Source organism: Acidovorax sp. A79 (genome assembly GCF_041154505.1).
Taxonomy (GTDB): Bacteria; Pseudomonadota; Gammaproteobacteria; order Burkholderiales; family Burkholderiaceae_C; genus Acidovorax.
Genome location: NZ_AP028672.1, coordinates 1,468,690 through 1,493,746, shown reverse-complemented (window position 1 = coordinate 1,493,746; position 25,057 = coordinate 1,468,690). Strand labels below are relative to the sequence as shown.

General features: G+C 68.1%; 24 protein-coding genes and 1 tRNA gene. 17 read left to right on the top strand and 8 right to left on the bottom strand.

From position 1 onward, the window contains the following. Positions 1 to 216 precede the first annotated feature (216 nt). From ACAM51_RS06715 to ACAM51_RS06700, 4 genes are all read left to right on the top strand, one after another. Entirely contained in the window at positions 217 to 774 is a 558-nt protein-coding gene (locus ACAM51_RS06715) for a dTDP-4-dehydrorhamnose 3,5-epimerase family protein (protein ID WP_218295703.1), read from the top strand. Then, positions 768 to 1,700, top strand: coding sequence for a Gfo/Idh/MocA family protein (locus ACAM51_RS06710; RefSeq protein ID WP_369643072.1), 933 nt, complete (start codon positions 768 to 770; stop codon positions 1,698 to 1,700). Before ACAM51_RS06715 ends, ACAM51_RS06710 begins: the two co-directional genes overlap by 7 nt. Beyond that, a complete protein-coding gene (locus tag ACAM51_RS06705; protein WP_369643071.1) occupies positions 1,697 to 2,566 on the top strand; it encodes a glycosyltransferase family 2 protein in 870 nt (289 codons plus the stop codon). The genes ACAM51_RS06710 and ACAM51_RS06705 overlap by 4 nt, the downstream gene beginning before the upstream one ends. Before the next feature lie 488 nt (positions 2,567 to 3,054). Continuing rightward, positions 3,055 to 3,741 (top strand): IPTL-CTERM sorting domain-containing protein, encoded by a 687-nt coding sequence (locus ACAM51_RS06700; protein ID WP_369643070.1) that lies wholly within the window; start codon positions 3,055 to 3,057, stop codon positions 3,739 to 3,741. Between the two features lie 314 nt (positions 3,742 to 4,055). On the opposite strand, the gene ACAM51_RS06695 is transcribed toward ACAM51_RS06700, so the two are convergent. Together ACAM51_RS06695 and ACAM51_RS06690 are read right to left on the bottom strand one after the other, a co-directional pair. Continuing rightward, a tRNA-Lys gene (locus ACAM51_RS06695) sits at positions 4,056 to 4,131 on the bottom strand. 81 nt (positions 4,132 to 4,212) lie between these two features. Next, a complete protein-coding gene (locus ACAM51_RS06690; protein WP_369643069.1) occupies positions 4,213 to 5,097 on the bottom strand; it encodes an NAD(P)-dependent oxidoreductase in 885 nt (294 codons plus the stop codon). A gap of 129 nt (positions 5,098 to 5,226) precedes the next feature. Here ACAM51_RS06690 and ACAM51_RS06685 point away from each other — a divergent pair, with 129 nt between their 5' ends. Further along, a complete protein-coding gene (locus ACAM51_RS06685) occupies positions 5,227 to 6,108 on the top strand; it encodes an alpha/beta hydrolase (RefSeq protein WP_218295697.1) in 882 nt (293 codons plus the stop codon). 143 nt (positions 6,109 to 6,251) lie between these two features. Here ACAM51_RS06685 and ACAM51_RS06680 read toward each other — a convergent pair whose 3' ends face one another. Together ACAM51_RS06680 and ACAM51_RS06675 are read right to left on the bottom strand one after the other, a co-directional pair. After that, the gene (locus ACAM51_RS06680) at positions 6,252 to 7,229 is read right to left on the bottom strand and encodes a GMP reductase (RefSeq protein ID WP_369643068.1); all 978 of its coding nucleotides are present in this window, start codon (positions 7,227 to 7,229) and stop codon (positions 6,252 to 6,254) included. A 213-nt stretch (positions 7,230 to 7,442) separates the two neighbouring features. Beyond that, positions 7,443 to 8,159 carry a hypothetical protein gene (locus ACAM51_RS06675; protein ID WP_369643067.1) on the bottom strand — a complete coding sequence of 239 codons (717 nt, stop codon included), beginning with the start codon at positions 8,157 to 8,159 and terminating at the stop codon, positions 7,443 to 7,445. A 42-nt stretch (positions 8,160 to 8,201) separates the two neighbouring features. Here ACAM51_RS06675 and ACAM51_RS06670 point away from each other — a divergent pair, with 42 nt between their 5' ends. Both ACAM51_RS06670 and ACAM51_RS06665 read left to right on the top strand, forming a co-directional pair. Beyond that, complete coding sequence (locus ACAM51_RS06670) at positions 8,202 to 10,652, top strand: UvrD-helicase domain-containing protein (protein ID WP_369643066.1); 2,451 nt, start codon at positions 8,202 to 8,204, stop codon at positions 10,650 to 10,652. Then, positions 10,653 to 11,195 carry an AAA family ATPase gene (locus ACAM51_RS06665; RefSeq protein WP_369643065.1) on the top strand — a complete coding sequence of 181 codons (543 nt, stop codon included), beginning with the start codon at positions 10,653 to 10,655 and terminating at the stop codon, positions 11,193 to 11,195. Here ACAM51_RS06665 and ACAM51_RS06660 read toward each other — a convergent pair. Beyond that, complete coding sequence (locus ACAM51_RS06660; protein WP_255594735.1) at positions 11,192 to 11,785, bottom strand: hypothetical protein; 594 nt, start codon at positions 11,783 to 11,785, stop codon at positions 11,192 to 11,194. The genes ACAM51_RS06665 and ACAM51_RS06660 overlap by 4 nt on opposite strands. A 376-nt stretch (positions 11,786 to 12,161) precedes the next feature. Between ACAM51_RS06660 and ACAM51_RS06655 the strand changes: the two genes are divergently transcribed. The 9 genes from ACAM51_RS06655 to ACAM51_RS06615 all read left to right on the top strand — a co-directional run bounded on the left by ACAM51_RS06655 (position 12,162) and on the right by ACAM51_RS06615 (position 20,874). Beyond that, positions 12,162 to 12,521: a hypothetical protein gene (locus ACAM51_RS06655; protein WP_218295692.1), complete on the top strand. Its 360-nt coding sequence runs from the start codon at positions 12,162 to 12,164 to the stop codon at positions 12,519 to 12,521. An 86-nt stretch (positions 12,522 to 12,607) separates the two neighbouring features. Further along, positions 12,608 to 16,186 (top strand): beta strand repeat-containing protein, encoded by a 3,579-nt coding sequence (locus ACAM51_RS06650; RefSeq protein WP_369643064.1) that lies wholly within the window; start codon positions 12,608 to 12,610, stop codon positions 16,184 to 16,186. Between the two features lie 64 nt (positions 16,187 to 16,250). Beyond that, positions 16,251 to 16,709: a hypothetical protein gene (locus ACAM51_RS06645; protein WP_218295691.1), complete on the top strand. Its 459-nt coding sequence runs from the start codon at positions 16,251 to 16,253 to the stop codon at positions 16,707 to 16,709. 71 nt (positions 16,710 to 16,780) lie between these two features. Beyond that, positions 16,781 to 17,941, top strand: coding sequence for a hypothetical protein (locus tag ACAM51_RS06640; protein ID WP_369643063.1), 1,161 nt, complete (start codon positions 16,781 to 16,783; stop codon positions 17,939 to 17,941). Next, entirely contained in the window at positions 17,938 to 18,738 is an 801-nt protein-coding gene (locus tag ACAM51_RS06635) for a sel1 repeat family protein (protein WP_255591089.1), read from the top strand. Before ACAM51_RS06640 ends, ACAM51_RS06635 begins: the two co-directional genes overlap by 4 nt. Positions 18,739 to 18,755: 17 nt before the next feature. Then, complete coding sequence (locus ACAM51_RS06630; RefSeq protein WP_369643062.1) at positions 18,756 to 19,199, top strand: hypothetical protein; 444 nt, start codon at positions 18,756 to 18,758, stop codon at positions 19,197 to 19,199. 98 nt (positions 19,200 to 19,297) lie between these two features. Next, positions 19,298 to 19,897: a hypothetical protein gene (locus ACAM51_RS06625; protein WP_218340036.1), complete on the top strand. Its 600-nt coding sequence runs from the start codon at positions 19,298 to 19,300 to the stop codon at positions 19,895 to 19,897. Continuing rightward, positions 19,897 to 20,619 (top strand): OmpA family protein, encoded by a 723-nt coding sequence (locus ACAM51_RS06620; protein WP_369643061.1) that lies wholly within the window; start codon positions 19,897 to 19,899, stop codon positions 20,617 to 20,619. The genes ACAM51_RS06625 and ACAM51_RS06620 overlap by 1 nt, the downstream gene beginning before the upstream one ends. 3 nt (positions 20,620 to 20,622) lie before the next feature. Beyond that, a complete protein-coding gene (locus ACAM51_RS06615) occupies positions 20,623 to 20,874 on the top strand; it encodes a zinc ribbon domain-containing protein (RefSeq protein ID WP_218295687.1) in 252 nt (83 codons plus the stop codon). Positions 20,875 to 20,920: 46 nt separating this feature from the next. Here ACAM51_RS06615 and ACAM51_RS06610 read toward each other — a convergent pair whose 3' ends face one another. Further along, positions 20,921 to 21,685 (bottom strand): SDR family oxidoreductase, encoded by a 765-nt coding sequence (locus ACAM51_RS06610; RefSeq protein WP_369643060.1) that lies wholly within the window; start codon positions 21,683 to 21,685, stop codon positions 20,921 to 20,923. A gap of 107 nt (positions 21,686 to 21,792) precedes the next feature. On the opposite strand from ACAM51_RS06610, the gene ACAM51_RS06605 reads away from it, so the two are divergent. Next, positions 21,793 to 22,704, top strand: coding sequence for an AraC family transcriptional regulator (locus tag ACAM51_RS06605; protein WP_218295685.1), 912 nt, complete (start codon positions 21,793 to 21,795; stop codon positions 22,702 to 22,704). 51 nt (positions 22,705 to 22,755) lie between these two features. On the opposite strand, the gene ACAM51_RS06600 is transcribed toward ACAM51_RS06605, so the two are convergent. Next, complete coding sequence (locus ACAM51_RS06600; protein ID WP_369643059.1) at positions 22,756 to 23,934, bottom strand: DUF1513 domain-containing protein; 1,179 nt, start codon at positions 23,932 to 23,934, stop codon at positions 22,756 to 22,758. Continuing rightward, complete coding sequence (locus tag ACAM51_RS06595; protein ID WP_369643058.1) at positions 23,927 to 25,045, bottom strand: imelysin family protein; 1,119 nt, start codon at positions 25,043 to 25,045, stop codon at positions 23,927 to 23,929. The genes ACAM51_RS06600 and ACAM51_RS06595 overlap by 8 nt, the downstream gene beginning before the upstream one ends. Positions 25,046 to 25,057 lie beyond the last annotated feature (12 nt).

Here is a 25,057-nt window from a genome sequence, read left to right as displayed (position 1 = left end):
CACGGGCTGCCACGGGCCTGGACAGCGTGGCGGGCGCAAGGGTTGCCTATACTAGCCAAGGAAATCCCGGGCGGGTTCTGGCGGCATTGTTTGCATGAAGGTGCCGTGCCCTTTGGGTGCAAGGCCTGAAGTGCTACAAAATGCAGAGTGCCCTGACCCCAGAAATATAGCCACAAGGCCTTTTCGTGGCCAATTCGCTCAAAGTCGTGGATCAAAATGGAACAACATCTATTGGGCCGGGTTGAAGATATCCCGGGAGTCCAGGTCAGGCGACTGCATCCCAGAAAAGACGAGCGCGGAACGCTGACGGAAGTCTTCCGCAACGAGTGGCACCCGGGCAGCCTGCCGTTGCAATGGAACCATGTCAAATCCCGGCCCAACGTCTTGCGAGGGGTTCATGTGCACGTGCGGCACACCGACCATTTGCTGGTGCTGACGGGCACCATGCTGCTGGGCCTGATCGACCTGCGCGAGGGCACCGACCATTTCCGGCAGAGCACGGTGATCGAGCTGACCGGTGCCGAACCCACCATGGTCAGCATTCCTACGGGGGTCGCGCACGGCTTTTACTTTCCGGAAGCTGCGGACATGCTGTACAGCGTCACCCACTACTGGGATCCCGTGACGGATGAGCTTGGCTGCCGCTGGGATGACCCTGGCCTGGGGCTGGACTGGCCGGTCAGTGCCCCGGTACTGTCCCCAAGGGATCAGGCCGCAACGTCCCTCGACGGATTGCTGGAGGAGTTGCGCGGCAGCAAGGACAAATCATGGTGAGGATAGGACTTCTGGGGTGTGGCCGCTGGGGGCGATTGATTCTGCGTGATCTCAAGCAACTGGGGGCCTACGTGGCGGTGCTGGCGGTGGGAGAGGCCAGCCGGGCCCGTGCATGCGAAGGCAATGCTGACGTGGTGGCATCCTCCCTGGAAGATCTCCCTGAGGTCGACGGGTATGTGGTGGCCGTGCCCACCGCCCAGCACGCCGCCTTCCTTCGCCAACTGGTGCCCTCCGGCAAGCCGGTGTTCTGCGAAAAACCGTTCACGTCCAGCGCTGCGGAGGCAAAGGCCATCGCCCAGCTGGCGGGTGACCGGATCTTCATCATGGACAAGTGGCGCTATCACGGGGGCGTGCTCGCACTGGCCGCGCTGGCGCGGTCCGAAGAACTGGGCCCGGTGCTGGGACTGAAGACCACCCGCCTCGGATGGGGCAATCCCCATGCAGATGTGAGCGCGGACTGGATTCTGCTTCCACATGATCTCAGTATCGCCATCGAAATCCTGGGCGACTTGCCCGAGCCCGCCGCGGCCTGGGCGGAAACCAGCGCAGAGGGCCTGGTCGCGCTCTCGGGCGTGCTGGGTCTGAAGGATCGCAGTCACCCGTGGATGCAGTTTGAAATCGGCGTGCGCTCTCCTTCCCATCGGCGGACCATCGAACTGCGCTGTCGTGACGGCATTGCATCGCTCAGCGACGCCTACGACGCCCATGTCGCCGTGCAGCGCACTTCGAGTTGCCTCTCCGACGGACCCGTGCCCGGCACCGAGCTGCGTTCCGTGGACACCGCCATGCCCCTTTTGCGGGAACTGACGGCGTTCCTGGACTATCTTTGCCATCGTGGTCCACCCCCCAAGAGCAGCGCGGCGGAGGGCTTGATGGTGGTGGAGCGCATCGCGTCGCTGCGGGCGCTGGCAGGACTGCCCGAATGAGCGACCCGCTATTCACGGTCGTGATTCCAACCCACGACCACGCGGACACGCTGTGGCATTCGGTCGCCAGTGTGCAGTGGCAGACCTGCCAGAGCTTTGAAGTGTTCATTGTGGGTGACGGTGCGCCTGAGCGCACCCGCTCCATTGCCCAGTCCTTGGCGGAGCGCGATCCCCGGATTCGCTACTTTGACAACCCCAAGGGGGCGCGGCACGGCGAAGCGCACAGGCACCGGGCCTTGCAGGAGGCGCGAGGCCGTTTTGTCGCCTACCAATCCGATGACGACCTGTGGCTTCCAGACCATCTTGACATCCTGGCGGCGGCACTTGAAGACCATGACCTGGTCCACACCATGCAGATCGACGTATCGCCGGCAGGCGAGACCGCGACATGGCCTTTTGATGCTTTCCAGGATGGCCAGCAGATTGAGCGCATGCGAGCCTCCGCCGGTGGCTTTGGCTTGGCGTCCGCAGCGCATACCCGCCGCGCCTACCATGCGCTGCCTGTCGGCTGGACCCCTGCGCCCCTCAGCATTAGTACTGATCTTCACTTCTGGCTGCAAATGCTGGGTCAGCCGGGTTTGCGCTATTCCTCTGTGAAATGGCCCACCAGCCTCCATTTTTCATCGATGACCCGCCGCAGCTTGTCCCCTGCCGACCGGGCGGCTGAACTGGAGCAATGGTGGGAACGCCTTCAAGACCCTGAAGCCCGGCTGAGCTTGCTGAAAAACGTGTTGTTCAGGGTCAACGCCCATTGCTACGCTCAGCCTCAGCCTCAGCCTGAGATCGAGATGATCAAGAGCAGTCTGTCCTGGCGGATCACGGCGCCTTTGCGTGCGCTGGGTCATCGACTGGGGATGAAACCGTGACCGGGAGCTTCGAGCGGCTTTGAACAGATGCCGATAGGCGCCTGCCCTGGTGGGAGAGGTTGTGGGTCTGCATGGGCTTGACGGCCCGCGCACGCGATGAGGCAACACGCCACTCAGCGTACGCTGGTGCCATGAGAAAGCTCTGGGGCGCCAGCTTGGCGTTGGTACCCAATCGCCTCAATCATGCGGAGCCTCTATGGCTCGCAAACAAGAGCCGAACGCGGCCCAACACCCCCCGCATCCAGATGGTGCAAACCCGGCAGTTGCCGGGCCGCGCATTGCAGATGACCCCGCACTCGCGGGTGCAAGTGGATGACCCGCAAGGGGACCCTGGCTGACGGCTGCTTCAACACGGGAGACGAGGGCGTATCCGAGCCATGCTGCAATGGGGGGGGCGGGGGATGGGCGGCTGCCCAAGAGCACGGCAACCGCTTTTATTAGGGCGCGCACGTATGATCGACGGCACTACTTCGGGGGAGAACAGAGACATGCAAACCAACGTCCGAAATTGGCTCGTGGCCATTTGGGTTCTTTGCGCCACAGGCTGGGCCAGTGCGCAAGCCATGGTCTATACCGCCACGCCCACCGGCCCCTATCCGACGAAAGTGGATTTCACCGCACCTTGCGGCGCTGGCCCGTGCCAAAACTACGTGCTGTCGGCACCGCCATCCGGTTCGTTCAGAACAGCCAGCCCGTTGCCTGGCAGCTTGATCAACACGGACATAACTCCGTTGGTCACCTCGTTCAACTTTAGCGATGGGATCAACGCATATTCAAACATCGACCCGTCGGCACGCATCGTCCAGATACTGGCGACAACGGACCCCAGTGGCGCCATCGTAGGGGCCTCGTTTTTTGTCCAGCGCTGGTTGACCGGGTCCGCACCCCATATCGTCAATGACCGTTTCTCCGGCATGTTGGTGTTTGGGGTAGCCGCATCGGCTCTGCACAATGTGCCCTGTATCACCACGGGTGTCGCACCCAGTGGTGCGGCGGACACATGCATTGGCGGACTCACGGATGCTTCGTCTTCCACCGCCGGCCCTGTCACATTGGCCTGGTCAGCTGCAGCGGCCCCTGCGGCAATTCCCTCCCTGTCTGAATGGGGCTTGGCAATCATGGCGGGCCTGATGGCGCTAGCCAGCTTCGCGGCCCTGCGCCGCAAGAGCCTCTAACGACCTGACTCGCAAAAGCCGCAGCCAAGCCAAAAAACCCTGCGGGGTTTTTGCTTGTGGTGCGGCGTGGCGGCATCCGCCGTTTTCGGATGCGGAGATGTTCCACGCCGTCTTGGGTGCGTTTTCGATGCCCTGGCCCAGAGCTGCCGACGTGTTGGCGTGCAATGCAACCGAACCGCCGCAGGCGCGGCGTGCAGCGTTGAACACCTGGACAAGGGGCCTGCAATGCGCCTCATCGAATCACAACGAGCCAATGAAAAAAGCCGCTGCTACCATTTCGATAGCTGCGGCTTTTTTAGCCTTGCGGCTTAGTTTGGTGGGTCCTGAGTGACTCGAACACTCGACCTACGGATTAAGAGTCCGCTGCTCTACCAACTGAGCTAAGAACCCAAACTTGTTAATCTGTCTGCATTGCTGCAGAGCCTCGAATTATGCACCAATTTTCTGCGAGTTGGCAAGCGCCGCAAAAAATTATTGCATCGCATTGCGGCTTGCGAGTTCCACAAAAAGGCCGCTGTGGTCCAGTTCACCCAGGCCATGCTCGACGCCTTCGGCATAGAGGGTCTCGAAGAGGGCCGTGATGGGGGCATCGAAGCCGATCTCGCCGGCGGTGGCCAGGGCGTTGCGCATGTCCTTGAGCTGCACCGCCATGCGGCCGCGCGGGGCAAAGTCGCGCTCCACCATGCGCTGGCCGTGGAGTTGCAGGATGCGGCTGTCGGCGAAGCCTCCCTGGATGGCCTCGCGCACCTTGGCCATGTCGGCCCCGCCCTTGGCGGCGAACAGCAGCGCCTCCGCCACCGCGCCAATGGTGATGCCCACGATCATCTGGTTGGCCAGCTTGGTGAGCTGGCCAGCGCCATGCGGTCCGACGTGGGTGGCGCGGCCGCAGGCGGCGAAGAGGGGCTGGGCCCGCGCAAAATCCTCGGGGCGACCGCCGACCAGGATGGCGAGCGTGCCGTTTTCCGCACCCACGGTTCCGCCGGACACCGGCGCATCCAGGTGGGACAGCCCCATTTCGCCCAGGCGAGCGGCATGGTCCCGGGCCTCGCGGGGCTGGATGGAGGCCATGTCGATGAACAGCGCGCCCTTGCGCATGGCCTTGGCTGCGCCGGCCTCGAAAAGCACCTGGCCGACCACGGGGCCGTTTTCAAGCAGGCTGACCACCACGTCGGCGTTCTGGACGGCATCGGCGGCCAGGGAATGCACGGTGATGCCGGATGCAGCCAGGGGCTCCGCCTTGGCGCGGGTGCGGTTCCATGCGTGCACCTGATGTCCAGCGTCCTTCAGGCGCCGCGCGATGGGCAGGCCCATCATTCCGATGCCGAGGACTGCAATGCGAAGCGGTGTGGTGGTCATGGCGTCATTCACCCAGGAAGGTTGTCTCTCTGTGCATCATGTGCCTTTTTGGTGCGTCACCCTGTCACGGAGCTTGCAGCATGGTCGGATTGGAATGATGATGCCGCACCGCCACAGGAGACTTCATCCATGAGCCTGCCCCTGCACGACCCCGCCTGGCTCGAGCGCATGTACAACAACCGCGCGCTGGTGCCCGACCACATGGCCTATCTGCAGCGCTGGGCCGACGATTCCGCCCGGGTGCGGACGAGCCACCCGTGCGTGCTGGACGTGGCGTACGGTACCGGGACGGGAGAGGCGCTGGATATTTTCCCGTCCGCACGTGCCTCGGATGACGGTGTTCCCGTGCTGGTGTTCGTGCACGGCGGGTACTGGCGCTCGCTGGACAAGTCCGATCATTCGTTCATTGCCCCGTCCTTCACGCAGGCCGGTTTCTGTGTGGTGGTGGTGAACTACGCGCTGTGCCCCGGCACGCCGGAGGCGCCGGTCACCATTCCCCATATCGTGCGGCAGATGGAGAAGGCACTGGAATGGGTGTGGCGCCACATCGCCAGCCACGGCGGGGACCCCCGGCGCATCACGGTGGCCGGGCACTCGGCGGGAGGGCAGCTGGCCGCCATGCTGCTTACCGGCGTGTGGCCCCTGGTCGGCCAGGGGCTGCCCGATGGGCTGGTGCGCAATGCGCTGTCGATTTCCGGGATCCACGATCTGGAGCCCATCATGCACACCCCCATGTACCAGTCGGTGCTGAACCTGACGGAGCAGCAGGTCCTTCAGTGCAGCCCCGCGCGGCTCCTGGAGCCGCCGGCGGGCACGCTCTACTGCGTGGTGGGGGCCGATGAAAGTACGGAGTTCCTGCGGCAGAACCAGCTCATGCAGGACGCCTGGGGCAGCCATTTCGTCCCCCGCAGCCAGGCACTGCCGGGCCTGCACCATTTCAGCATCGTGGATTGCCTGGCCAGGCCGGGGCATGACCTGCACCACATGGCGCAAAACCTGCTGCGCGCCTGAAGTGGGGGCAATCCCCTGCGGCGCTGCCCGTGTTTCCCGCCCCTCGGGCTTCGCGCTGGGGTGGCGCCCGCTGGCCTGGGCTGCGCCATCTGCATGTGCCGTGGCGGCGCAAGGGGCCGGCGCTGCCGTGCCGGCCGCCCGTGCTACATCAGCAGGTGCTCGCCTGCGTTGTCGCCGCCCAGGATCACGTAGTTCACCTTGCGGATGTCCATCAGCTTCTTGCCGCCCGCGTAGCTGATGGAGCTTTGCACGTCCTGCTCCATTTCGATCAGGGTGCTGGCCAGCTTTCCCTTGACGGGCTCCAGGATGCGCTTGCCTTCGACGTGCTTGTACTCGCCCTTGTTGAAGTCGCTCGCGGAACCGTAGTATTCCTTGTACAGCGCGCCGTCCACCTCGACGGTCTGGCCCGGCGATTCCTCATGCCCCGCAAACAGCGAGCCGATCATCACCATGCTGGCGCCAAAGCGGATGCTCTTGGCGATGTCTCCGTGGCTGCGGATGCCCCCGTCGGCGATGATGGGCTTGGTGGCCACGCGCGCGCACCACTTGAGCGCCGAGAGCTGCCAGCCGCCCGTGCCAAAACCCGTCTTGAGCTTGGTGATGCACACCTTGCCCGGGCCCACGCCGACCTTGGTGGCATCGGCCCCCCAGTTTTCCAGGTCGATCACCGCTTCGGGCGTGGCCACGTTGCCGGCGATCACGAAGGCCTTGGGCAGGTGCTGCTTGAGGTAGCCGATCATGTTCCGCACGCTGTCGGCATGGCCGTGCGCGATGTCGATGGTGATGTATTCGGGGGTGAGCCCCAGTGCCACCAGCTGGTCCACGGTGTCGTAGTCGGGCTGCTTCACGCCCAGCGAGATCGAGGCGTAGCAGCCCTGGGCGCGCATGTCCTTGACGAACTGGACATTGTCCAGATCGAAGCGGTGCATGACATAGAAGTAGCCGTTCTGTGCCATCCAGGTGCAGATCTTTTCATCCACCACCGTCTTCATGTTGGAGGGCACCACGGGCAGCCGGAACGAGCGTCCGCCCAGTTCCACGCTGGCGTCGCATTCCGAGCGGCTGTCCACCCGGCACTTGCGCGGCAGCAAGAGAACGTTGTCGTAGTCGAAGATTTCCATGAGATTCCAAGCTCCATAAAGGGACGCAGCCAAACAATTTCAGCGGCGGTGGGCGCTTGGCTTGGGACCGGCTTTGTGGGCGGGGCCGTTCAGGCCGCTCCGAACCCCGCGGTGCGCGGGCACAAAAAAACCGGACGCCAAGAAACTTGGGCCCGGTGATTGATTCTACCCGCCTGTCCGTTCCACCCTATAACGATGGTGGTATTACCGGTATCACCGGCAGGTGGATTGCGCCGCGGCGATGACCGTCCCCCGGGCATCCTGCACCCAGCCCACCATGCGCAGCCGCTCGGCCTGCGCCCCTTCGGGGATGCGCATGGACCGTGTTTCCATCCATTTCGATGGCCCCAATCCCGACACCGGCCGCTGGCCGGGCTTGCCCCATGCGCCGTGGAGCATGTTCCTGACGATATTCCGGGGCACGGCCGTGCCATCGGTTCCCGCTGGCACGGCCTCCACGAGCAGCAGGTAGAACTCCAGGGGGCCAGGCGCGGCGGTCCGGCCCGGGGTGAACGCGATCGCCGTGCCCAGGTAGTCGTTGAACGGCATGCCGTGGGCCACCCGCAGTCCGGCAGGCCGGGCTGCCTGTACCGCAGCGGTGTGCACGTCGGTGGCCCGGGGCGGCTTGCGGCCCAGCGCCTCCAGCCGGACCAGGGCGTCGCGGGCGGCAGCGGCGGCCAGCGGTGCATCCTCGCCCGCCGCGCCGGGCACGATCCAGTCCAGCACCGCCGTGCCGGCGCCGGCGGTCGGCGCGGGGGTCGCGCGGTCCGTCCAGCAGGCCTCGCAGTCCGCGCTGAGGAAGCGCTCGAAGAGGGCGGTGGGCCGTGGGATGCCGTCGCTGCTGCAGCTGGCCTGGGCCCAGGTGGCCGCGGGTGCATGGGCGAGTACAAGGGCCACGAGGCTGGCCAGGGTGCGGGCAGTGTTTTTCATAAAAGAATGGGAGGGCGGCGGGGCGCTTTCTACAATGGCTGGATGTTCCCACAAGACCCGTTCCCGGGGGGGCCAGATGTGCTGGCGCCCACCTCCCTTGATGCGCCCTCGGCTGCGTCGCCCCTCCTGGCCCATCTGAACCCCGAGCAGCTCGCCGCCGTCACCCTGCCGGCGGGGCATGCGCTCATCCTGGCGGGCGCTGGCTCGGGCAAGACGCGGGTGCTCACCACGCGCATCGCCTGGCTGCTGCAAAACGGCTACGCCACGCCTGGCGGCATCCTGGCCGTCACCTTCACCAACAAGGCCGCCAAGGAAATGGTGGCGCGCCTGTCGGCCATGCTGCCGGTGAACGTGCGCGGCATGTGGATCGGCACCTTCCACGGCCTGTGCAACCGGCTGCTGCGGGCGCACCACAAGGCGGCCGGCCTGCCGCAGTCGTTCCAGATCCTGGACACGCAGGACCAGCTTTCGGCCATCAAGCGCCTGTGCAAGCAGCACAACGTGGACGACGAGCGCTTTCCGCCCAAGCAGCTGTCGTACTTCATCGCCGGCTGCAAGGAAGAGGGCATGCGCCCCGGCGACGTGCCCACGCACGACAGCGACGCCCGCAAGAAGGTCGAGATTTACCAACTGTACGAAGAACAATGCCAGCGCGAAGGCGTGGTGGACTTTGGCGAGCTGATGCTGCGCAGCTACGAGCTGCTGCGCGACAACGACCCGATCCGCGAGCACTACCAGCGCCGCTTCGCGCACATCCTGGTGGACGAATTCCAGGACACCAACAAGCTGCAGTACGCCTGGCTCAAGCAGCTGGCGGGCAAAGACACTGGCGGGCGCTTCGAGGCGCGCGGCAGCGTGATCGCCGTGGGCGACGACGACCAGAGCATCTACGCCTTTCGCGGGGCGCGGGTGGGCAACATGGCCGACTTCGTGCGCGAGTTCGATGTCCAGCAGCAGATCAAGCTCGAACAGAACTACCGCAGCTACAGCAACATCCTCGACTCGGCCAATACGCTCATCAGCCACAACAGCCGGCGCCTGGGCAAGAACCTGCGCACCACGCAGGGGCCCGGCGAGCCCGTGCGCGTGTACGAGGCCAGCACCGACCTGGCCGAGGCGCAGTGGATGGTCGACGAGATCAAGCAGCTGGTGCGCAGCGATGGCTTTGAGCGCAAGGAAATCGCCGTGCTCTACCGCAGCAATGCGCAAAGCCGGGTGATCGAATCGGCGCTGTTCAATGCCAGCGTGCCTTACCGCGTGTACGGCGGCCTGCGCTTTTTTGAACGTGCCGAAATCAAGCATGCACTGGCCTACCTGCGCCTCTTGGAGAACCCACACGACGACACCAGCTTCACCCGCGTCGTCAACTTTCCACCGCGTGGCATTGGTGCGCGCAGCATCGAAGTGCTGCAGGACGCCGCCCGCGCCGCAGGCTGCTCGCTGCACGACGCGGTGAGCGCCGTGCCCGGCAAGGCGGGCGCCAACCTCGGCGCCTTCGTCGCCATGGTGGACGTGCTGCGCGAGCAGACGCAGGGCCTGAACCTGCGCGGCATCATCGAGCAGATGCTCGAATCCACGGGGCTGGTGGAGCACTTTCGCACCGAAAAGGAAGGCGCCGACCGCATCGAGAACTTGCAGGAACTCGTCAATGCCGCCGAGAGTTTTGTCACGCAGGAGGGGTTTGGCCGCGATGCCGTGGCCCTGCCGCTGGACGAGCATGGCACGCCGCTCACGCAGAGCGCGGTCAGCCAGGGGCTGGATCCCGATGCCCCGGTCGTCGACGAACCGCTCAAGCCCGTGCCGGGCATCGTGGACGCGGACACCGGCGAAACCCTCTCGCCCCTGGCCGCCTTCCTCACGCACGCCGCGCTGGAAGCGGGCGACAACCAGGCCCAGGCCGGGCAGGACGCGGTACAGCTGATGACCGTGCACGCCAGCAAGGGCCTGGAGTTCGACGGCGTGTTCATCGGCGGCATGGAAGAGGGCCTGTTCCCGCACGAAAACTCCGCCAGCGAGCGCGACGGACTGGAGGAAGAGCGCCGCCTGATGTACGTGGCCATCACCCGTGCGAGGAAGCGCCTGTACCTGAGCCATTCGCAGACGCGCATGCTGCACGGCCAGACGCGCTACAACATCAAGAGCCGCTTCTTTGACGAACTGCCCGAGGGCGCGCTCAAGTGGATCACGCCCAAGCAGCAGGGGTTTGGCTCATTTGCTCCTAATTCAGGAGCTTCTGGCGCTTATGGGTCAAGCGCTAGAGGCTCATTTGGCTTCAAGTCCGAGACCTTCGCCAGCCCGCCGGTGCCCGTGCAGAAGACCGCGCCCGCCCACGGCTTGCGGGTGGGCATCGCGGTGTTCCACACCAAGTTCGGCGAAGGCAAGGTGCTGGCCATCGAAGGCACGGGCGACGACGCGCGCGCGCAGGTCAATTTTCCGCGCCATGGCACCAAGTGGCTGGCGCTGTCGGTGGCCAAGCTCACGGTGGTGGACTGATTGAATTCGCCCGCCGCTCCCGCGCTGGTGGTGCTCGGCGGGCTGCCGGGCGTGGGCAAGAGCACGATCGCCCGCGCGCTGCTGGGGCAGTGGCCGGCGGTGTACCTGCGCATCGACACCATCGAGCAGGCGCTGCGGGATTGCGGCGCGCTGGGGGGCAGTGGCGTGGGGGCCGCGGGCTATGTGGTGGCATATGCCCTGGCGCGTACCCATCTTTCGCAAGGACTGTCCGTTCTGGCGGACTGCGTGAACCCCTGGGCCGAGACGCGCGCGTCCTGGCACCGCGTGGCCCTGGACGCGCAGGCGCCGATGCTGGCCGTGGAGGTGGTCTGCGGCGATCCCGCCGAGCACCGCCGGCGGGTCGAGCAGCGAGTGAGCGACGTACCCGGTCTCGTGCCGCCCCTCTGGGAGGCCGTGTGCCGGCACGACTACGTGCCCTGGGCGGCGGACAACAACCAGCTGGTGGTAGACACCGCGTACCGCAGCCCGGGCGAAGCGGCCAGGCACATCCTGGCCGCGCTGCGCGAACGCACGGCCGGCTAGGCGGGGAGGCAGCGCGCCGTGGTGTCCGGCAGCGCCAGCTTTTCAGCGTATAGCCCGCTGCGCTCGGGCGAGATCAGCGCCCCCAGGCCCTGCATCACCGTGACCTCGGCCCCGGCTTGCTGGTCCCGGTAGCACTTGCCCAGCAGTTCCAGGGTCGCCTCCAGCGCACCCGCCTGCTGTGCCGAGGTTTTCCGGAGGGTTTCGGCCTGCTGCCTGAGCCAGCCTTCATAGGCCTCCAGGCTGGCCTGCGGCAGCTTGGCGCGCTCGGCCTCGGGGATCATGCTGCCGTACAGCCCCAGGAGGCTTTGGGTCCCCGGCTGCCCCATCACCAGCACCGCGTCGTAGCGGGCCTCATACGAGCCCTGGCGGTAGATCACCTGGTGGATCTGATAGCGCAGCTTGCCCTTCTCACCCCCGAGCGTGCGGATCAGGTCGCGCGCAGCGGCGCTGTGGCGGTCGCTGGCGAACTGCGTCTCCAGGGCCGCCGAAATCTGCGCATCGCTGGGATAGGTGATGGCCGCGGGCGAGCAGGCCGCCAGGGCGCCCACGGCCCCCATATACAAAAAGCCACGAAAGATAATTGATTTCATATTTGTGACAATAAAACAGGAGATTCCATTCATTTTCTTGAAAGTATGGATTTCTGAATGTTGTTGCGGGTTTCATGATGATTTGAAGTGTAAAGACTTGTTGGTTTTTACGGTGGATTATGGAAGTGCGGCGGCATCGTTCAAATGTGGGAATGCACCCGCTGGCGGAGTAAGTGCTTGTCCTACATACCAAAACCCCGTGCGGCTCAGAGCGCGGATCCCGGGAGGTACGACCTGTGGATAACTCGGAAAATGCCAGCCCGGGCCGGGCCTACATTTCTTTACGGTGTGGACGGGTGCGCGCCTCAAGAATTCGTTCGCAGGCCGCAAGCGGCTGCTTCGTCAATTAATTTCAACCCTTCGAAGGATTATTGATATGCGCAAACTTGCCATTACCACCGTCGCAGCACTCGCATTTACCTGCAGCGCAGCTTTCGCCCAGAGCGGCAACGTCGCGATTCCCGGCCTGATCTCGGGCAAGGGCTCCGCCGGCTCCGAAGTGACCAACAGCCGCATCACCGTCACCAACAACAAGGCCACCAACGTCATCGCTGGCGGCGGCAAGGCCGGCATCAAGGTGGCCGAGATCTCGATGGAAGGCGTGGCCAACGTCAATAGCGTCAACATCACCGGCTCCAAGATCCGCAACTCGGACATCACCGTGAGCGGCAACGAAGCCACCGACATCAAGGCCATCGGCGGCACGGCCAACGTGAACAGCGTCAACATCAACTGACCGGCGTGCCGCGGGTCCGTCCGGCAACCGCCGGCCGGACCGCAAGCCGTCCGACCATCCCTATCCATCCAGAAAAGGGGCTGTGAGTGCACACAACGCGCAAGACGCAACGCCATGAAGCCGCGGCGCTCTGGCTGCTCGGTCTTTCCGTGGCCCTGGCGCCGCTGCGCGGTCAGGCGCAGGAGTCCATGCTCGCCGGGGTGGGCTGGCACAAGAACAGTGCCGGCACGCAGGTGGACGCGGGCAGCCAGATCCAGGTGCTCGGCAACCGCTCCACGGGACCGGTGATCTCCACCGGCGGCAAGGGCTCCGCCCTGGCCAATGTCGGCATGCGCGTGGACCTGGCGGGCACCGCGCAGGCCAACGGCATCGGCCTGGCAGCGATGGACGTGCGCCAGTCCCAGGTGCAGGTGCTGGGCAACCAGGTAACGGGCTTCGTGCACGCCCTGGGCGGTGCCGCCACCGCCAACATGGTGCTGGCGGCCAGCGCCACGGGTACGAAGCAGCTCACGGCGAGCCGCCTGATCGTGCAGGGCAACCGCGCGGCCGACGTCGCGGCCTTCGGCGCCAAGTCCGAGGTGCTGCTGGGCACCGGTTCGCTGCAGATGCCCGGCCGCGCCACGGCCAACAGCGTGCTGCTGGATGCGACCGACGTGCGCAATTCCGAGGTGGCGCTGGTCGGCAACGAGGCCCGTGGCGTCACCTCCATCGGCGGATCAGCGCTCGCCAATGCGCTCACCGCGGCCCGGTCCACCCTGGAGGACACCCGCATCCTGCACACCGGCAACCGCGCGCAGGACGTGCGCGCAGGCGGCGGCAGCGCCGGCGTGGGGCGCGGCACCATTGCCCAGGTGGATCTGACGGGGGTGGCTGCGGCCAACGCGGTCACCCTGGCGTCGAGTGAGCTCAAGGGCGCGCAACTGGTCCTGGCGGGCAATGAAGCGGCCCAGGTCATCGCGACGGGCGGCAGCGCCCTGGCCAACAGCATCAGCTTTTCCGACCACAAGCTCGCCGGTTCGGCGGGCTACCAGGCGGGCGTTTCGGGCAATACCGCACGCAACGTGCAGGCCTGGGGCGGTGAAGGATCCATTCTCGGCGGGGCGCTGGCCGACGTGCGGGTGTCCGCCTCGGCCCTGGCCAACACCATCTCCGTGACCCGGGGCGAACTGGCCGAGGGGCCCGTGCACCGCCTCAGCGGCAACCAGGCGCGCGATGTGGTCGCGACCGGGGGCGGGGCGGCGGCCAACAGCCTGTGGCTGGACAACGCGACCGTGCGGGCTGGCACCGTGCTGCTGGCGGGCAACGTGGCCGACCAGGTGCGCACGGCCGCAGGCTCGGGCACCATTGGCGGTGGCCTCGTCGGCGCCCTGGAGCGCAACGGCCGCGCACTGGCCAACACCGTGGTGGCGGACCACCAGTCCACGCTGGAGCGCGCCGCCGTCACCGTCAGCGGGAACCACGGCCAGGCCATCACGGGCTCGGGCGGGCTGGCCGCGGCCAACACGCTGATGGTGAGCGAGGGCCGCGTGCAGGACACCGCCCTGACCCTGGCGGGCAACCGAGCCGACGGGGTGCGGTCCACCGGCTATGCGGCGCAGGCGGGCGGGGGGCTTCTGTTTTCGGCCAGCCAGCAGTCGGCCGCGCTGGCGAACACGCTGGCGGTCACGGGGTCGCAGCTTGATGCGCAGACGCTGACGCTGGCGGGCAACACCGCATCGCGGCTGACGGCACGCGGAGGCGCGCTGCTGGCCAACAGCATTGCATTGGAAAACGGCGCGGGCGCGCCCTCGCGCCTGTCGGCGGCGGGTGTGCTGAGCGGCAACACGGCCAGCGACATGAGCACCGCGGCGGATTCGGTCTCCGGCGCGGGGGGGCTGGCCGGGCGCGAGAGCCGCGCGCGGGCCGCCGCCAATGCCCTGGTGCTGCACGACGATGCGCTGGTGGATGCATCGTCGCCCTGGCTGATCGCCGGGAACTCCGCGCGCGGCGTGCACGCGCCCGGAGGCACCGCCCTGGTCAATGCGCTGGCGGCCTACCGTGGCGCGCGGGTGCAGGGCAGCCCGGTGGTCATCGCGGGCAACACGGGCGAGGACATCCGCGCCGCCGGCAGTGGCGCGCAGGCACTGGGCGTGGGCACCAAGTCCAATGGCGTGCTGGCGGCCAACGGGCTGTACATGGATGGCTCGGGCGCCACGGCGCTGGCCCGCAGCACCCTGCAGGTGGTGGGCAATACGGCCCGGCAGCTGAACGCGGACGGTGGCCGCATCAACGCCAATGCGCTGTCGGTCAACGCCCAGGGCCGCGTGGAGGCCAGCACGCTGACGCTCGCGGGCAACACGGCGGCCGACGTGCGCAGCGAAGGGCGCGAGGGCACGGTGGGCGGCTTTGCCGCGTTTGGCAGGGGCGTGGGGCAGGCCAATGCCAACGCCATCCAGGTGCTGGGGGACATGCGCGCGGCCAGCCTGCAGCTGATGGGCAACACGGCGGGGCGTGTGTTCGCCACCGAGGGCCTGGCGGCGGCCAACAGTTTTTCGCAGGGCTCCGGTGGCCGCGTGGACGGGGTTCAGGCGCTGGTGGCCGCCAACACGGCGGTGTCCACCCAGGCCGAGCAGGGCAGCACGGCGCTGGCCAACAGCGTGCAGGCCGACGGGACGCTGCAGGGCAGCGCGGTGCAGGTGGTGGCCAACCAGGGCAGCGCCCGCGCCGCCGGCCGGGACGGGCTGGCCAACAGCGTGCGCGCGCAGGGCCGTGGGCGCGTGGCCGGCTCGTCGGTCACCGTGACCGCCAACCAGGGCTCGGGCGAGCAGGGGGTGGCCAACAGCGTGGACATCGCGGGCACGCTGCAGGGCGGCAGCATCACCATCCTGGGCAACCAGGGCTCGGCGCGGGATGGCGGGGCGATCAACAGCGTGGTGGGCGATGGCCGCATCTCGGGCAGCCAGATCACCATCATCGGCAACGCGGGGTCGGCCAGCGGCGGGCTGGCCAACAGCGTGCGCGGCGGGGGGAGCATCACGGCGTCGAGCATCACCATCCTGGGCAACCAGGCCAGTGCGCAGGGTGCCAGCAGCAAGGTCAACAGCGTCACGGGATCGGGCTCCATCAAGGGCAGCCAGATCCTGATCGCGGGCAACACGGGCCGGGCCAGCGGCGGCGGCCTTGTCAACGGGGTGAACAACAGCGGCAGCATGGCGGGCGCGCAGGTCGTGGTGACCGGCAACCAGGGCAATGCCACGGGCGGCGGCACTGTCAACAGCGTGGACAACCGGGGCCAGCTCTCGGGCCGGGTGTTGATCGCGGGCAACCGGGGCAGCGCCACGCTGGGCGGCACGGTCAACTCGCTGGTGAACCACGGCGTGATGGCGGGCACGGTCGTGATCGCCGGCAACCAGGGCCATGCGGCCGTGGGCGGCGTGTCCAACTCGGTGGTCAACCAGGGGGTGATCACCGGCGCGGTGACCATCGTCGGAAACATGTCGGCCGCGGCGGCGGGCATGACCTCTGGCAGCGTGCGCAATGTGGGCGGAGCCATCACCGGCGTGGTCGGCGTGGCGGGCAACACCCCTTTTGCCGCCAATCCCGGCTACACGTACGCCATCCCCTCAACGGGCGTGGTGAACCAGTCCGTCACGGTGCTGCCGGCCGTGAACCTGCTCAGCATGTAGGGCGGCGCTGCCTGGCGGGTGCGCAGCGGCGCGTTTTTGGTTTTCAGTGGATGAAGGAGTCGCAATGAAAAATCTGGACGAAAACTCCCATCGGCGCACGCTGCGCGCCCTGGGCCTTTGGTGCGGGGCAGGGGCACTGGCGCTGATGGGCGCCGGCGCGCAGGCCCAGCTGGTGAACTACGGCGAACAGCTGGGCGCCTACAAGGACATGGCGCAAAGCGGTGTGCGGCTCAACGACGGGGTCTATCCGTCGGTGAGTGCCAAGGCCCGCGTGAACCGCGCCATCTCGCAGAACACGCTGGTGGACCAGAGCGCGCTGGTGCAGCCCGACGGCACGCTGAAGCTGCCCGACGGGCAAAAGAACATCGTGATCCGTTCCACGTATTCCGATGTGCAGCGCGCGCCCGACGGCACGCTGCGCATCGCCAGCCCCGTGATCCAGGGCAACGTGAACGGCAACGTGACGCTGTACGTGGAAGGCAAGGGCGTGGAAAACATCACCGTCCTCAATTCCGGCCGCTGACGGCCGCGGGCCTTCTGCCTTGCAGCCCCGGGAGAGCGGGGCTTTTGATACCACCACCACAACAAAGAACCATGACGAAAAGAACATTGCGATGGGGAGCGCTGGCGCTGGCAGTGGCCACGCTCGCTGGCTGTGCATCCACGGAAAACGCCCTCAAGGACGCCAATACGCTGCTGCAGGAGCGCGAGGCCGACAAGCTGCTGCCGGTCACCAACCTGAGCCCCTACGCGCTGGCGCTCGGCCGCTTCGGGCGCATGCTCAATGTCTACAAGGAAGGTGATCCCGTCATCTACATGCAGACGCGCAGCATCCTGGATGCCACCAACCTCTCCAGCCCGCTCGTGGGGGCGGAGATTCCCGGCGACATCACCGAGATGGTGCGCACGGCCGTCAACCGCATCGGTGCGCGCGTGGTCTATGTGCCCTACCACCCGGACTACCTGGTGTCGCAGGCCCAGCTGGGCGCCAAGTTTGGCGTGACCATGCCGGACTTCCTGATCACGGGGGCGCTCACGGAGTTCGACCGTGCCATCGCGGGCGCGGGGCGCGTGAATTCGGCGGGCATCGAGTTCGGCAAGGGCAACGGCAAGACCACGCTGGGAGGCGACATCAAGCGCACGGCCATTTATTCGGCACTGGCGCTGGACCTGAACCTCGTGAGTTTCTCCACGCAGCAGATGGTGCCCCAGGTGCAGGCCTCCAACGTGGTCAAGGTGCTCAACTTCAGCTCCGAGGACAACGCCAGCCTGGGCTTTTACGGCGATGCCTTCGGCTTCAAGCTGGAAGGCAAGTACCTGCAGGGGCGCCATTCGGCCATCCGCACGCTGGTGGATCTGAGCGTGCTGGAGCTGATCGGCAAGGCCACCAACACGCCGTACTGGCGCTGCATTCCCAACGGCACGCCGGACCCCGTGGTGGTGGAGAACATGCGCGCGGCCTACAACGGGCTGACGCCCGAGCTCAAGCTGGGGCTGATCCAGGTGACGCTGCGCAAGTACGGCGAGCCGGTGCAGGTGACGCAGAAATACGACGACGAGACCCGGCAGGCGCTGGAGAAGGTGTATGCGCAGCGGTACCCCTCCCTGGGCGCCGTGGACGTGATGACCTGGCAGGGTTTTGAGCCCCTGTTCTTTGGTGTGCCCATGGCCTGGGACACGGCGCAGGCACCCGCGTTGGCCGGTGCGGCGCCGGCCCCCGGCGGCACCCCGGCGGGCACGAAGGCTGGCACATGATGCGTGGCGCCCGCATGTTCTACCGCTGCGCGCCCTGGGTGGTGGGGGCTGCCCTGCATGCGCCCGCCTTCGCGCAGCTGCCGCCGGCCGCTCCGCCGCCGCCTGCACCCGCGCCGGCACAGCAGGCGGCGGCCCCCGGGGCCACGGCGGGTGCGCGTTTCCTCGAAGCGTGCAACGAGGCGCTGGAGCGCGGCGTGGCCGAGCTGGGCTGCCAGGGGCCGATCTACCGCAACGAGCTCGAGCGCCTGAAGCGCGAAGCCCTGAACACGCAGAACCCGCAGCTGCTTTCGTTCGTGGGCGATGCGTACCAGAACCCCCGGTCCGGCCTGGGCGACATGGGCCAGGCCTACCGCTGGTACCTGCTGGCCGCCGTGCGCGGCGATCCGCGCGCGATGCAGCGCCTGACGGAGATGAACCGCAAGGGCCAGGGCGTTCCCAAGGACAACGTGCGGGCCCTGGGCTATGCACGCCTGCTGGAGCGCATGAGCCAGCCCGACACCGGCACCCACCGCAATGTGGTGTCGGTGATCAACGAACTGGGCGCGGAAATGGCCGTGGAAGAAGTGGCCCTGGCCGAGCGCTTCGCATCGGAACTGGAGGCGCGCATCCAGCGCCAGGCCGCGGGGGAGGGCTCCGACAAAGGCGGTGACCCGCGGCCCGCGGCGGCGGGGGCCGTTCGGCCGGGTTCCGTCCTGCCGGGCATGTCGGCCGTGCCCCGCCCGGCCTCGGGTGCGCCGGCGCCGGCTGCGGTGCCTGGGGGCAGCTTGCCTGGAACGCCCGGAAAGGCACCGCCCTGATGCGAGGTTTTCCCACCATGAACGGCACATCATTGTTCGCGCTGCTGTTGCTGCTGGCGTGTGCCACGGTCCGGGCCGCAGGCCCGGTGGGGCCCGTGGGTCCGGTCGGCCCCGTGGGGCCCATCGGGCCCGAGCGCGCCGGGCCGCTGGACCCGCTTCGCCAGGGCCGCGCGAACCCCGTGCCACGGCCTGCCGCGCCAGTGCAGCCTGCCACCAGCGCTGCCAGCGGCGCGGGCGCGGGCAACCGCATTGAGGTCTCGGGCAATACCGCGTCCGGCACACGTTGCGCCGCGGATGGCTCGGCCTCCGTCAACAGCGTGGACGTATCGGGCGCGCGCCTGGAGGGCCGCACGGTCATCGTGCAGGGCCGCAATGCGAATGACGTGCGCACCGGCGCTTGCCCGCAGCCCCCGAAGGCAGGGGGGGCTGCGGGCCAGACCAACAGCATCCGCATTCGCTGATGCGTGGCGCCCGACCCGCCGTTCCGCAGGCCACCTCGCAAACCGCGCCACGGCAACCACCATGGACAGTGATTGATGAACCAGGAGCACCAGACACCATGAATTCAACGACTCCCGTGTGGACGCCATCGCGCAGGGGGGCGGCCCTGGCCGTGGCCGCTGCCGCCGTTGTGCTGGCAGCGTGCAAGGAGCGCGCGCCGGAGCCGCAGGTGGCTGCAGCGACCGCGCCCGTGCCCGCCGCGGGCCCCGCACCCACTGCACCTGCAACCCAGGCAGCGCCAGCACCGGCACCGGCGGCCGCGCCAGCCGCCGCCACGCCCAAGAAGGTCCCCATGTCCATCCAGGGCGTGGCCGCCGCGGGCGTCACGGTGCGCGTCAAGGCGGTCGAGATCGGCGCGGACGCGACGGTGCTCGACGTGAGCATCTCGTTCGCCAACCGCATCACCGACACCACCATGCTGGCCCTGGCCGACACCTACCTGCAGGATGAGAGCGGTGCCCGCTTGCACATCAAGCGGCCCGACAACAACCGTGACATCACCATCCGCGAGGGCGAGACGCTGGACGGCCAGCTCGTGTTCATGGGCGCCGTGGCGCCGTCGGCGCGCAAGCTCAAGCTCGTGTTCAACGATGGCAACCAGGGCGACAACATCGTGGCGCCGGGGCTGGTCGTCGACCTGCCGCTGCAGGGCGGCTGATGCGGCATCCGGGCTTGGCGGCCGCCGGGGTGCACGCCGTCGCGCCGGCCTGCGCCCTGCTGGTAGCGCTGGCGGCTTGCGGGCCGGCACATGCGCTGGAGGTCGTGCGCAGCGGCCGGGCGCTGGGCGCCGTGCCCACGCGGCTGGTGCCCGCATCGGGCGCGCCATCGACCACGCTGCGCGCGCAGGAGCCCGCGGGCGGGCTGGTGGGACGGCGGCAGGACACCACGCTGCAGCGCAGCGCAGGGCCGCAAACGATCCTGCGCGAGGCCGAGGTGCCCAGGGAGCGGCTGGAGCAGACGCGCGCCCTGCTGGCGGAGCTCAAGGCCCGGCCCACGCCCGAGCAGGCCATCTCCATCGACCTGCCGGCGGACGTGCTGTTCGATTTCGACAAATCCGACCTGCGCGCGGACGCGGCGTCCTCGCTGGACAAGGCGGCGGAACTCATCAAGAGCTATGCGGCGGCGCCGCTCACGGTGGTGGGCCACACCGATGGCAAAGGCACTGACGCCTACAACGACAGCCTGTCGCTGCGCCGCGCCGAGGCCGTGGCGCGTGCACTGCACCGCCAGACGGGCCGGCAGGCCGCTGTGCAGGGCCAGGGCAAGCGCCAGCCCGTGGCGCCCAACACCACGCCGGACGGCCGGGACGACCCGCAGGGCCGGCAGCTCAACCGGCGCGTCCAGATCCTCATCGGCGTGCCGTCCCGGGAAGGCAGGTAGACCATGGCCCTTGTGCGTTGCCCGGAATGCGGGCGTGAAGTCTCGTCGAAGGCGCCCGCCTGCCCGTCCTGCGGCTACCCCCTGCAGGCCCAGGGCGCTTCGCCCGCGGAACCCCAAAACGCGCTGCAGTCGCCGCATGTGTGGGGCCGTGTGGCCTTGGCCCTGGGCGCGTGGCTGGTCACCCCCTGGATTGCCAGGCTTATCGTGGCGCTGGCGGTGTGCGTGCTGGCGTATTTCATGTTCACCGGGCGGTGACCTTGCGCGTCCCGGAGGGTTCGCGCTTGCGAGTCCACAGAGCGCATCAATGCGCCAAGGTGCCTGCGCCGTGGGCGCCCGCCAGCGCCACCGCATCCGCGCCCGCCGCATAGCGCAGCCGCGCTGACGCATCGTTCACCGCCGCCCACACGGCCTCGGCCACATCCTGCTCGGTCGTCACGGCCGCGGGCTGGCCCAGGGCGGCGAAGACGGACTGGGCGCAGGGCGCATAGGCGGGCGGGATCAGCCCCTGCATGCGCTCGGCGCCATTGGCGGTGAACTGCGTGGTGGGCGCATAGCCGGGCTCCACGAGTTTCACGCGGACGCCAAAGGCCTCCAGCTCGAAGGCCAGCGAGGCGGTGAACCCCTCGATGGCGGTCTTGCTGGCGGTGTAGGCGGCCACGAGCGGCATGGGTGCCAGGGTGGCGCTGGACGTGACGTTGACCACCAGGCCCGCGCGCCGGTCGCGCATCTGCGGCAGCACGGCCTGGGTCACCGCCATGGTGCCGAAGGTGTTGGTGTCGAAGATGTCGCGCACCGTGGCCATGGGCGTGGCCTCGAAGGCGCCGAACAGGCCCAGGCCCGCGTTGTTCACCAGCACGTCGATGGGGCCTGCGGTCTGCAGCGCCTGGGCGATGCTGTCGGACCGGGTCACGTCCAGCGGCAGGATGCGCAGGCGGTCCGATGGCGGCAGCAGGTCGGTGCGCGGGGTGCGCATGCTGGCGATCACGTTCCAGCCCTGGGCGTGGAAGTGGCGGGCGGTGGCAAGGCCGTAGCCGGACGAGCAGCCGGTGATCAGGATGGTCTTCATGGTGAAACTCCGTGGATGGGTTGCGATGGAAAGTGGTGCAACGATATCGGGCCGGAGTCGGATTAACTACAATCTAAAGTCTGATTTTCTTTTGCAGGAGTCCGACCGTGGTCGATCCCCTCGCGCAGGTCATCGCTCTGCTGCGGCCGCGCGCCGTTTTCTCCAAGCTGATCAGCGGCGCGGGGCCCTGGGCCGTGCGCTATGGCGAGTTCGGCAGCCCGAGCTTTTGCACCATGCTGGAGGGACAGTGCGTGCTCGCCCTCGCGGGGCAAGAGCCCGTGGCGCTGGAAGCGGGCGACTTCGTGCTTTTGCCCGCGACACCGGGGTTCACCTTGTCGGGCATGGAGCAACCGGCGGCGCCGGTGTTCATGGACCCCCACCGCATGCCCGCGCCAGACGGCGAGCATGGGCTGCGCCATGGCACGCCCGACGGCCCGCCGGACATGCGCATGCTGGGCGGCTACTTCGAGTTCGACTCCCCCGACGCCGCGTTGCTGGTGTCGCTGCTGCCGGACATGCTGCACGTGCGCGGCGTGGAGCGGCTGCCGACCCTGGTGCAACTGGTGCGGCAAGAGTGCCTGGCCGCGCTGCCGGGCCGTGAACTGGTGCTGGACCGCCTGGTGGAGGTGCTGCTGATCGAGGCCCTGCGATCGAGCAACCGCGATGGTGCGCCCCCCGGGCTGCTGCGTGGGCTGGCGGACGCCCGCGTGGCGGTGGGCCTGCGCCTGATGCACAGCGCCCCGGAGCGGTCATGGACGGTGGACGCGCTGGCCCGGGAGGCGGCGTTGTCACGGTCCACTTTTTTCGAGCGCTTCCTGCGCGCCGTGGGGGTGCCGCCCATGGAATACCTGCTCGCCTGGCGCATGGCGCTGGCCAAGAACCTGCTGCGCAGCGGTGGCGGCGTGGGGCTTCATGAGGTCGCGGAACGCGTGGGCTACAGCTCGGCCAGCACGTTCAGCACGGCGTTCAGCCGCCATGTCGGGCTGGCGCCCGGCCGCTACGCGCGCCAGCAGCAGTAGCAGGCCTGCGGGTTGGTTGCTATGTTTTATATAGCTGGTTGCGCTTGTCCATCAAGCGCTGGGGGCACTTTTCATTCCAATTTTCTGCGCCAGCACCCAGTGGTTGTCCAGCCGCACATCCTGCAAGCCCCGGCCATGCGGGTGGCGCAGGGGCGCGGCGGCCTGCGCGCTCTGCAGGCTGGCGCCCAGGCCGGCTGCCCACAGCGCGCCGCCTTGCACCGCCAGGGGGCAGGCCTCGGGCAGGGGCACCAGGCCCTGCCACTCGCCCTGCAATGAAAACGTGGCAATGCCGTGGGCGCGGGGGCAGCTCACGGCCCAGCCGGCGGGCGTGGCGGCCATGCTGCCGCCGTAGCCGTGGATGCCCTGGGCGATGGCCTGGGGTGCAGCCACCACGCGCAGCGCCGTGCCGTCGAACAGGGCCAGCACCGGGGCGGCGTCCTTGGCGGCTGCGTCGTCGTGCTCGGCCTGCAGCGCGATGCCCAGCGTGGTTCCATCGGGGCTCCATGCCAGGTGGCGCAGGCTCAGGCGGGGGTCCTGCAGGCGCCATTGGCCCAGCAGCCGGCCCGTGCGGGCGTCGAGCCGCACGAGCGATGAGTCCATGGTGCCCAGGTCGCGCTTGACGCGGCCTGTTTCTGGCGCGGTGGGCACGCCGCCGTTGGCGACGATCAGCGTGGGGGCGGCGCTGCCTTGGCCCTTGCTCTTGCCGCCCTGCGTGTCCCAGAGCAATTCATGCGCGTCGATGCCGTGGGTAGGCCATTCGGCGGTTTTCACGAGCGTGTGGGCGTCGCGCGCCACGATCAAGCTCGCGCCGGTCTCGGCGTCGGTCTCGGTGGTGTACAGCCGCTGGCCATCGGCGCTGGCGAGCACGTGGCCGTTGAAGGAGCGCTCTCCGTCTTGCCAGAGCCACTGGGGCTCGCTGTCTTTGTCCGGCTGCCAGCGCACCAGCCAGTCGCCGGGCCGGCGGGCGGTGGCCAGCACGGAGCCGTCAGGCAGCACGCACAGGCCGTGGGCGCGCGTGGGCACTTCCAGCGACGCGTGGACCTGCAGCGCCTGCCCGGCACCCTCCTGCGTGGACAGCACGCCGATGTGGAAGCTGCCCTGGCGCTCCCACGCGGCAGCCAGGTGCACGCGGTCACCGGGTTTGGCGAAGACGGCACCTGGCGCAAGCACGCAGGCACCGAGGCCCCCCAGCAGGGCCAGCACGTGCCGGCGGTGCAGAAGATCAGTCACCGTCTGCATCCGAGAATCCAATGCTCACCTGCAGCGCGGGCGCCACTTCGGACTCGGCCAGGAACTTCAGCGCCGCCAGGTCCCTGGCGGTCTGCTGGATGGCCGCCTTGTTCTGCAGGCCGGACTTCTGCACCTGGGCCATCGACGCGTCGACCTTGTCGGTGGCCTGGCGCAGCTTGTCGGCCAGCGGGTTCAGGCCCTTGCCGCGCAGGTACATCTCCAGAGGCACCAGGGCCTCGCCAGCCGCCGGTATCTCGGCGCTGGCGGGCAGGGTGGTCACGCTGCGCAGGCCGCCCCAGGTGGCCGCCCAGGCCGCCAGCGTGGTGCCGCTGGCGGTGCGGGGGTAGTCGGGCGTGCGGGCGCCGGATCCCGATCCAGCGGCGCGCAGCGGCTTGTCCATCTGCGCCCAGCGCAGGCGCTCGATGCCGCCCACCCACTGGTTCACGAATTCGCTGATGGCCTGGGTGGACTGCTCCTGCTCGTCCTCGGCGCCCCAGTCGGTGGCCGCCGCATCGGCATAGGCCTTGGCGAGCGCGGCGGATTCCCGCGCCACATCCTGGGCCACTTCGTGCGCGTAGCCGCAGGCGGGGCTGCCGGGCTGGGCCGGGCGCGTCCACAGCAGCCATTCCAGCGCGGGCAGGCCCTTGGCGGGGGTGCCGATGCGCTCGAAGGCCTTGGCGCCCTGGGGCTGGGCAGCGATGGCTTTGTCGATCAGCGCGGGGCGCGTGGGCGTGAAGTCGATGGCGCGCTGGCTGCGGCGTGCGATGACGGGGCCCACGGACACGGCGGCGAGTTGCTCCCACGCGCGGGCCGTGGCCTGCCAGGCGGCGCGTGCGGAGTCGAGCGCGGCCTTGCCGTCTGCCGCCGGCGCCTGGCACAGCGCCGCCACGGCGGGCACCAGGGCGCGGGCATCGCGGTCGAAGTCCTGTGCGCGTGGCAGGGCCCAGTGGCCGTAGATGCCTTGCAGGGCGTGCACCGTGTCGTAGAACGGCACGGCGTTGCGCTGCCAGGCTGGGATGGGGGGGGCAGTGGGCGCCGCAGACTGTGCCTGCGCTGTGAGAGGGGGCAGGGTGGCCAGCAGCAGGGCGGCTGCAAGGAGGGATGTTTTCATTGCCGGGCCGCC

Coding starts and splice junctions, on each gene's coding strand:
- ACAM51_RS06715 (WP_218295703.1), top strand. CDS start 217: ATGGAACAACATCTATTGGGCCGGGTTGAAGATATCCCGGGAGTCCAG.
- ACAM51_RS06710 (WP_369643072.1), top strand. CDS start 768: ATGGTGAGGATAGGACTTCTGGGGTGTGGCCGCTGGGGGCGATTGATT.
- ACAM51_RS06705 (WP_369643071.1), top strand. CDS start 1,697: ATGAGCGACCCGCTATTCACGGTCGTGATTCCAACCCACGACCACGCG.
- ACAM51_RS06700 (WP_369643070.1), top strand. CDS start 3,055: ATGCAAACCAACGTCCGAAATTGGCTCGTGGCCATTTGGGTTCTTTGC.
- ACAM51_RS06690 (WP_369643069.1), bottom strand. CDS start 5,097: ATGACCACCACACCGCTTCGCATTGCAGTCCTCGGCATCGGAATGATG.
- ACAM51_RS06685 (WP_218295697.1), top strand. CDS start 5,227: ATGAGCCTGCCCCTGCACGACCCCGCCTGGCTCGAGCGCATGTACAAC.
- ACAM51_RS06680 (WP_369643068.1), bottom strand. CDS start 7,229: ATGGAAATCTTCGACTACGACAACGTTCTCTTGCTGCCGCGCAAGTGC.
- ACAM51_RS06675 (WP_369643067.1), bottom strand. CDS start 8,159: ATGAAAAACACTGCCCGCACCCTGGCCAGCCTCGTGGCCCTTGTACTC.
- ACAM51_RS06670 (WP_369643066.1), top strand. CDS start 8,202: ATGTTCCCACAAGACCCGTTCCCGGGGGGGCCAGATGTGCTGGCGCCC.
- ACAM51_RS06660 (WP_255594735.1), bottom strand. CDS start 11,785: ATGAAATCAATTATCTTTCGTGGCTTTTTGTATATGGGGGCCGTGGGC.
- ACAM51_RS06655 (WP_218295692.1), top strand. CDS start 12,162: ATGCGCAAACTTGCCATTACCACCGTCGCAGCACTCGCATTTACCTGC.
- ACAM51_RS06645 (WP_218295691.1), top strand. CDS start 16,251: ATGAAAAATCTGGACGAAAACTCCCATCGGCGCACGCTGCGCGCCCTG.
- ACAM51_RS06640 (WP_369643063.1), top strand. CDS start 16,781: ATGACGAAAAGAACATTGCGATGGGGAGCGCTGGCGCTGGCAGTGGCC.
- ACAM51_RS06635 (WP_255591089.1), top strand. CDS start 17,938: ATGATGCGTGGCGCCCGCATGTTCTACCGCTGCGCGCCCTGGGTGGTG.
- ACAM51_RS06630 (WP_369643062.1), top strand. CDS start 18,756: ATGAACGGCACATCATTGTTCGCGCTGCTGTTGCTGCTGGCGTGTGCC.
- ACAM51_RS06625 (WP_218340036.1), top strand. CDS start 19,298: ATGAATTCAACGACTCCCGTGTGGACGCCATCGCGCAGGGGGGCGGCC.
- ACAM51_RS06620 (WP_369643061.1), top strand. CDS start 19,897: ATGCGGCATCCGGGCTTGGCGGCCGCCGGGGTGCACGCCGTCGCGCCG.
- ACAM51_RS06615 (WP_218295687.1), top strand. CDS start 20,623: ATGGCCCTTGTGCGTTGCCCGGAATGCGGGCGTGAAGTCTCGTCGAAG.
- ACAM51_RS06610 (WP_369643060.1), bottom strand. CDS start 21,685: ATGAAGACCATCCTGATCACCGGCTGCTCGTCCGGCTACGGCCTTGCC.
- ACAM51_RS06595 (WP_369643058.1), bottom strand. CDS start 25,045: ATGAAAACATCCCTCCTTGCAGCCGCCCTGCTGCTGGCCACCCTGCCC.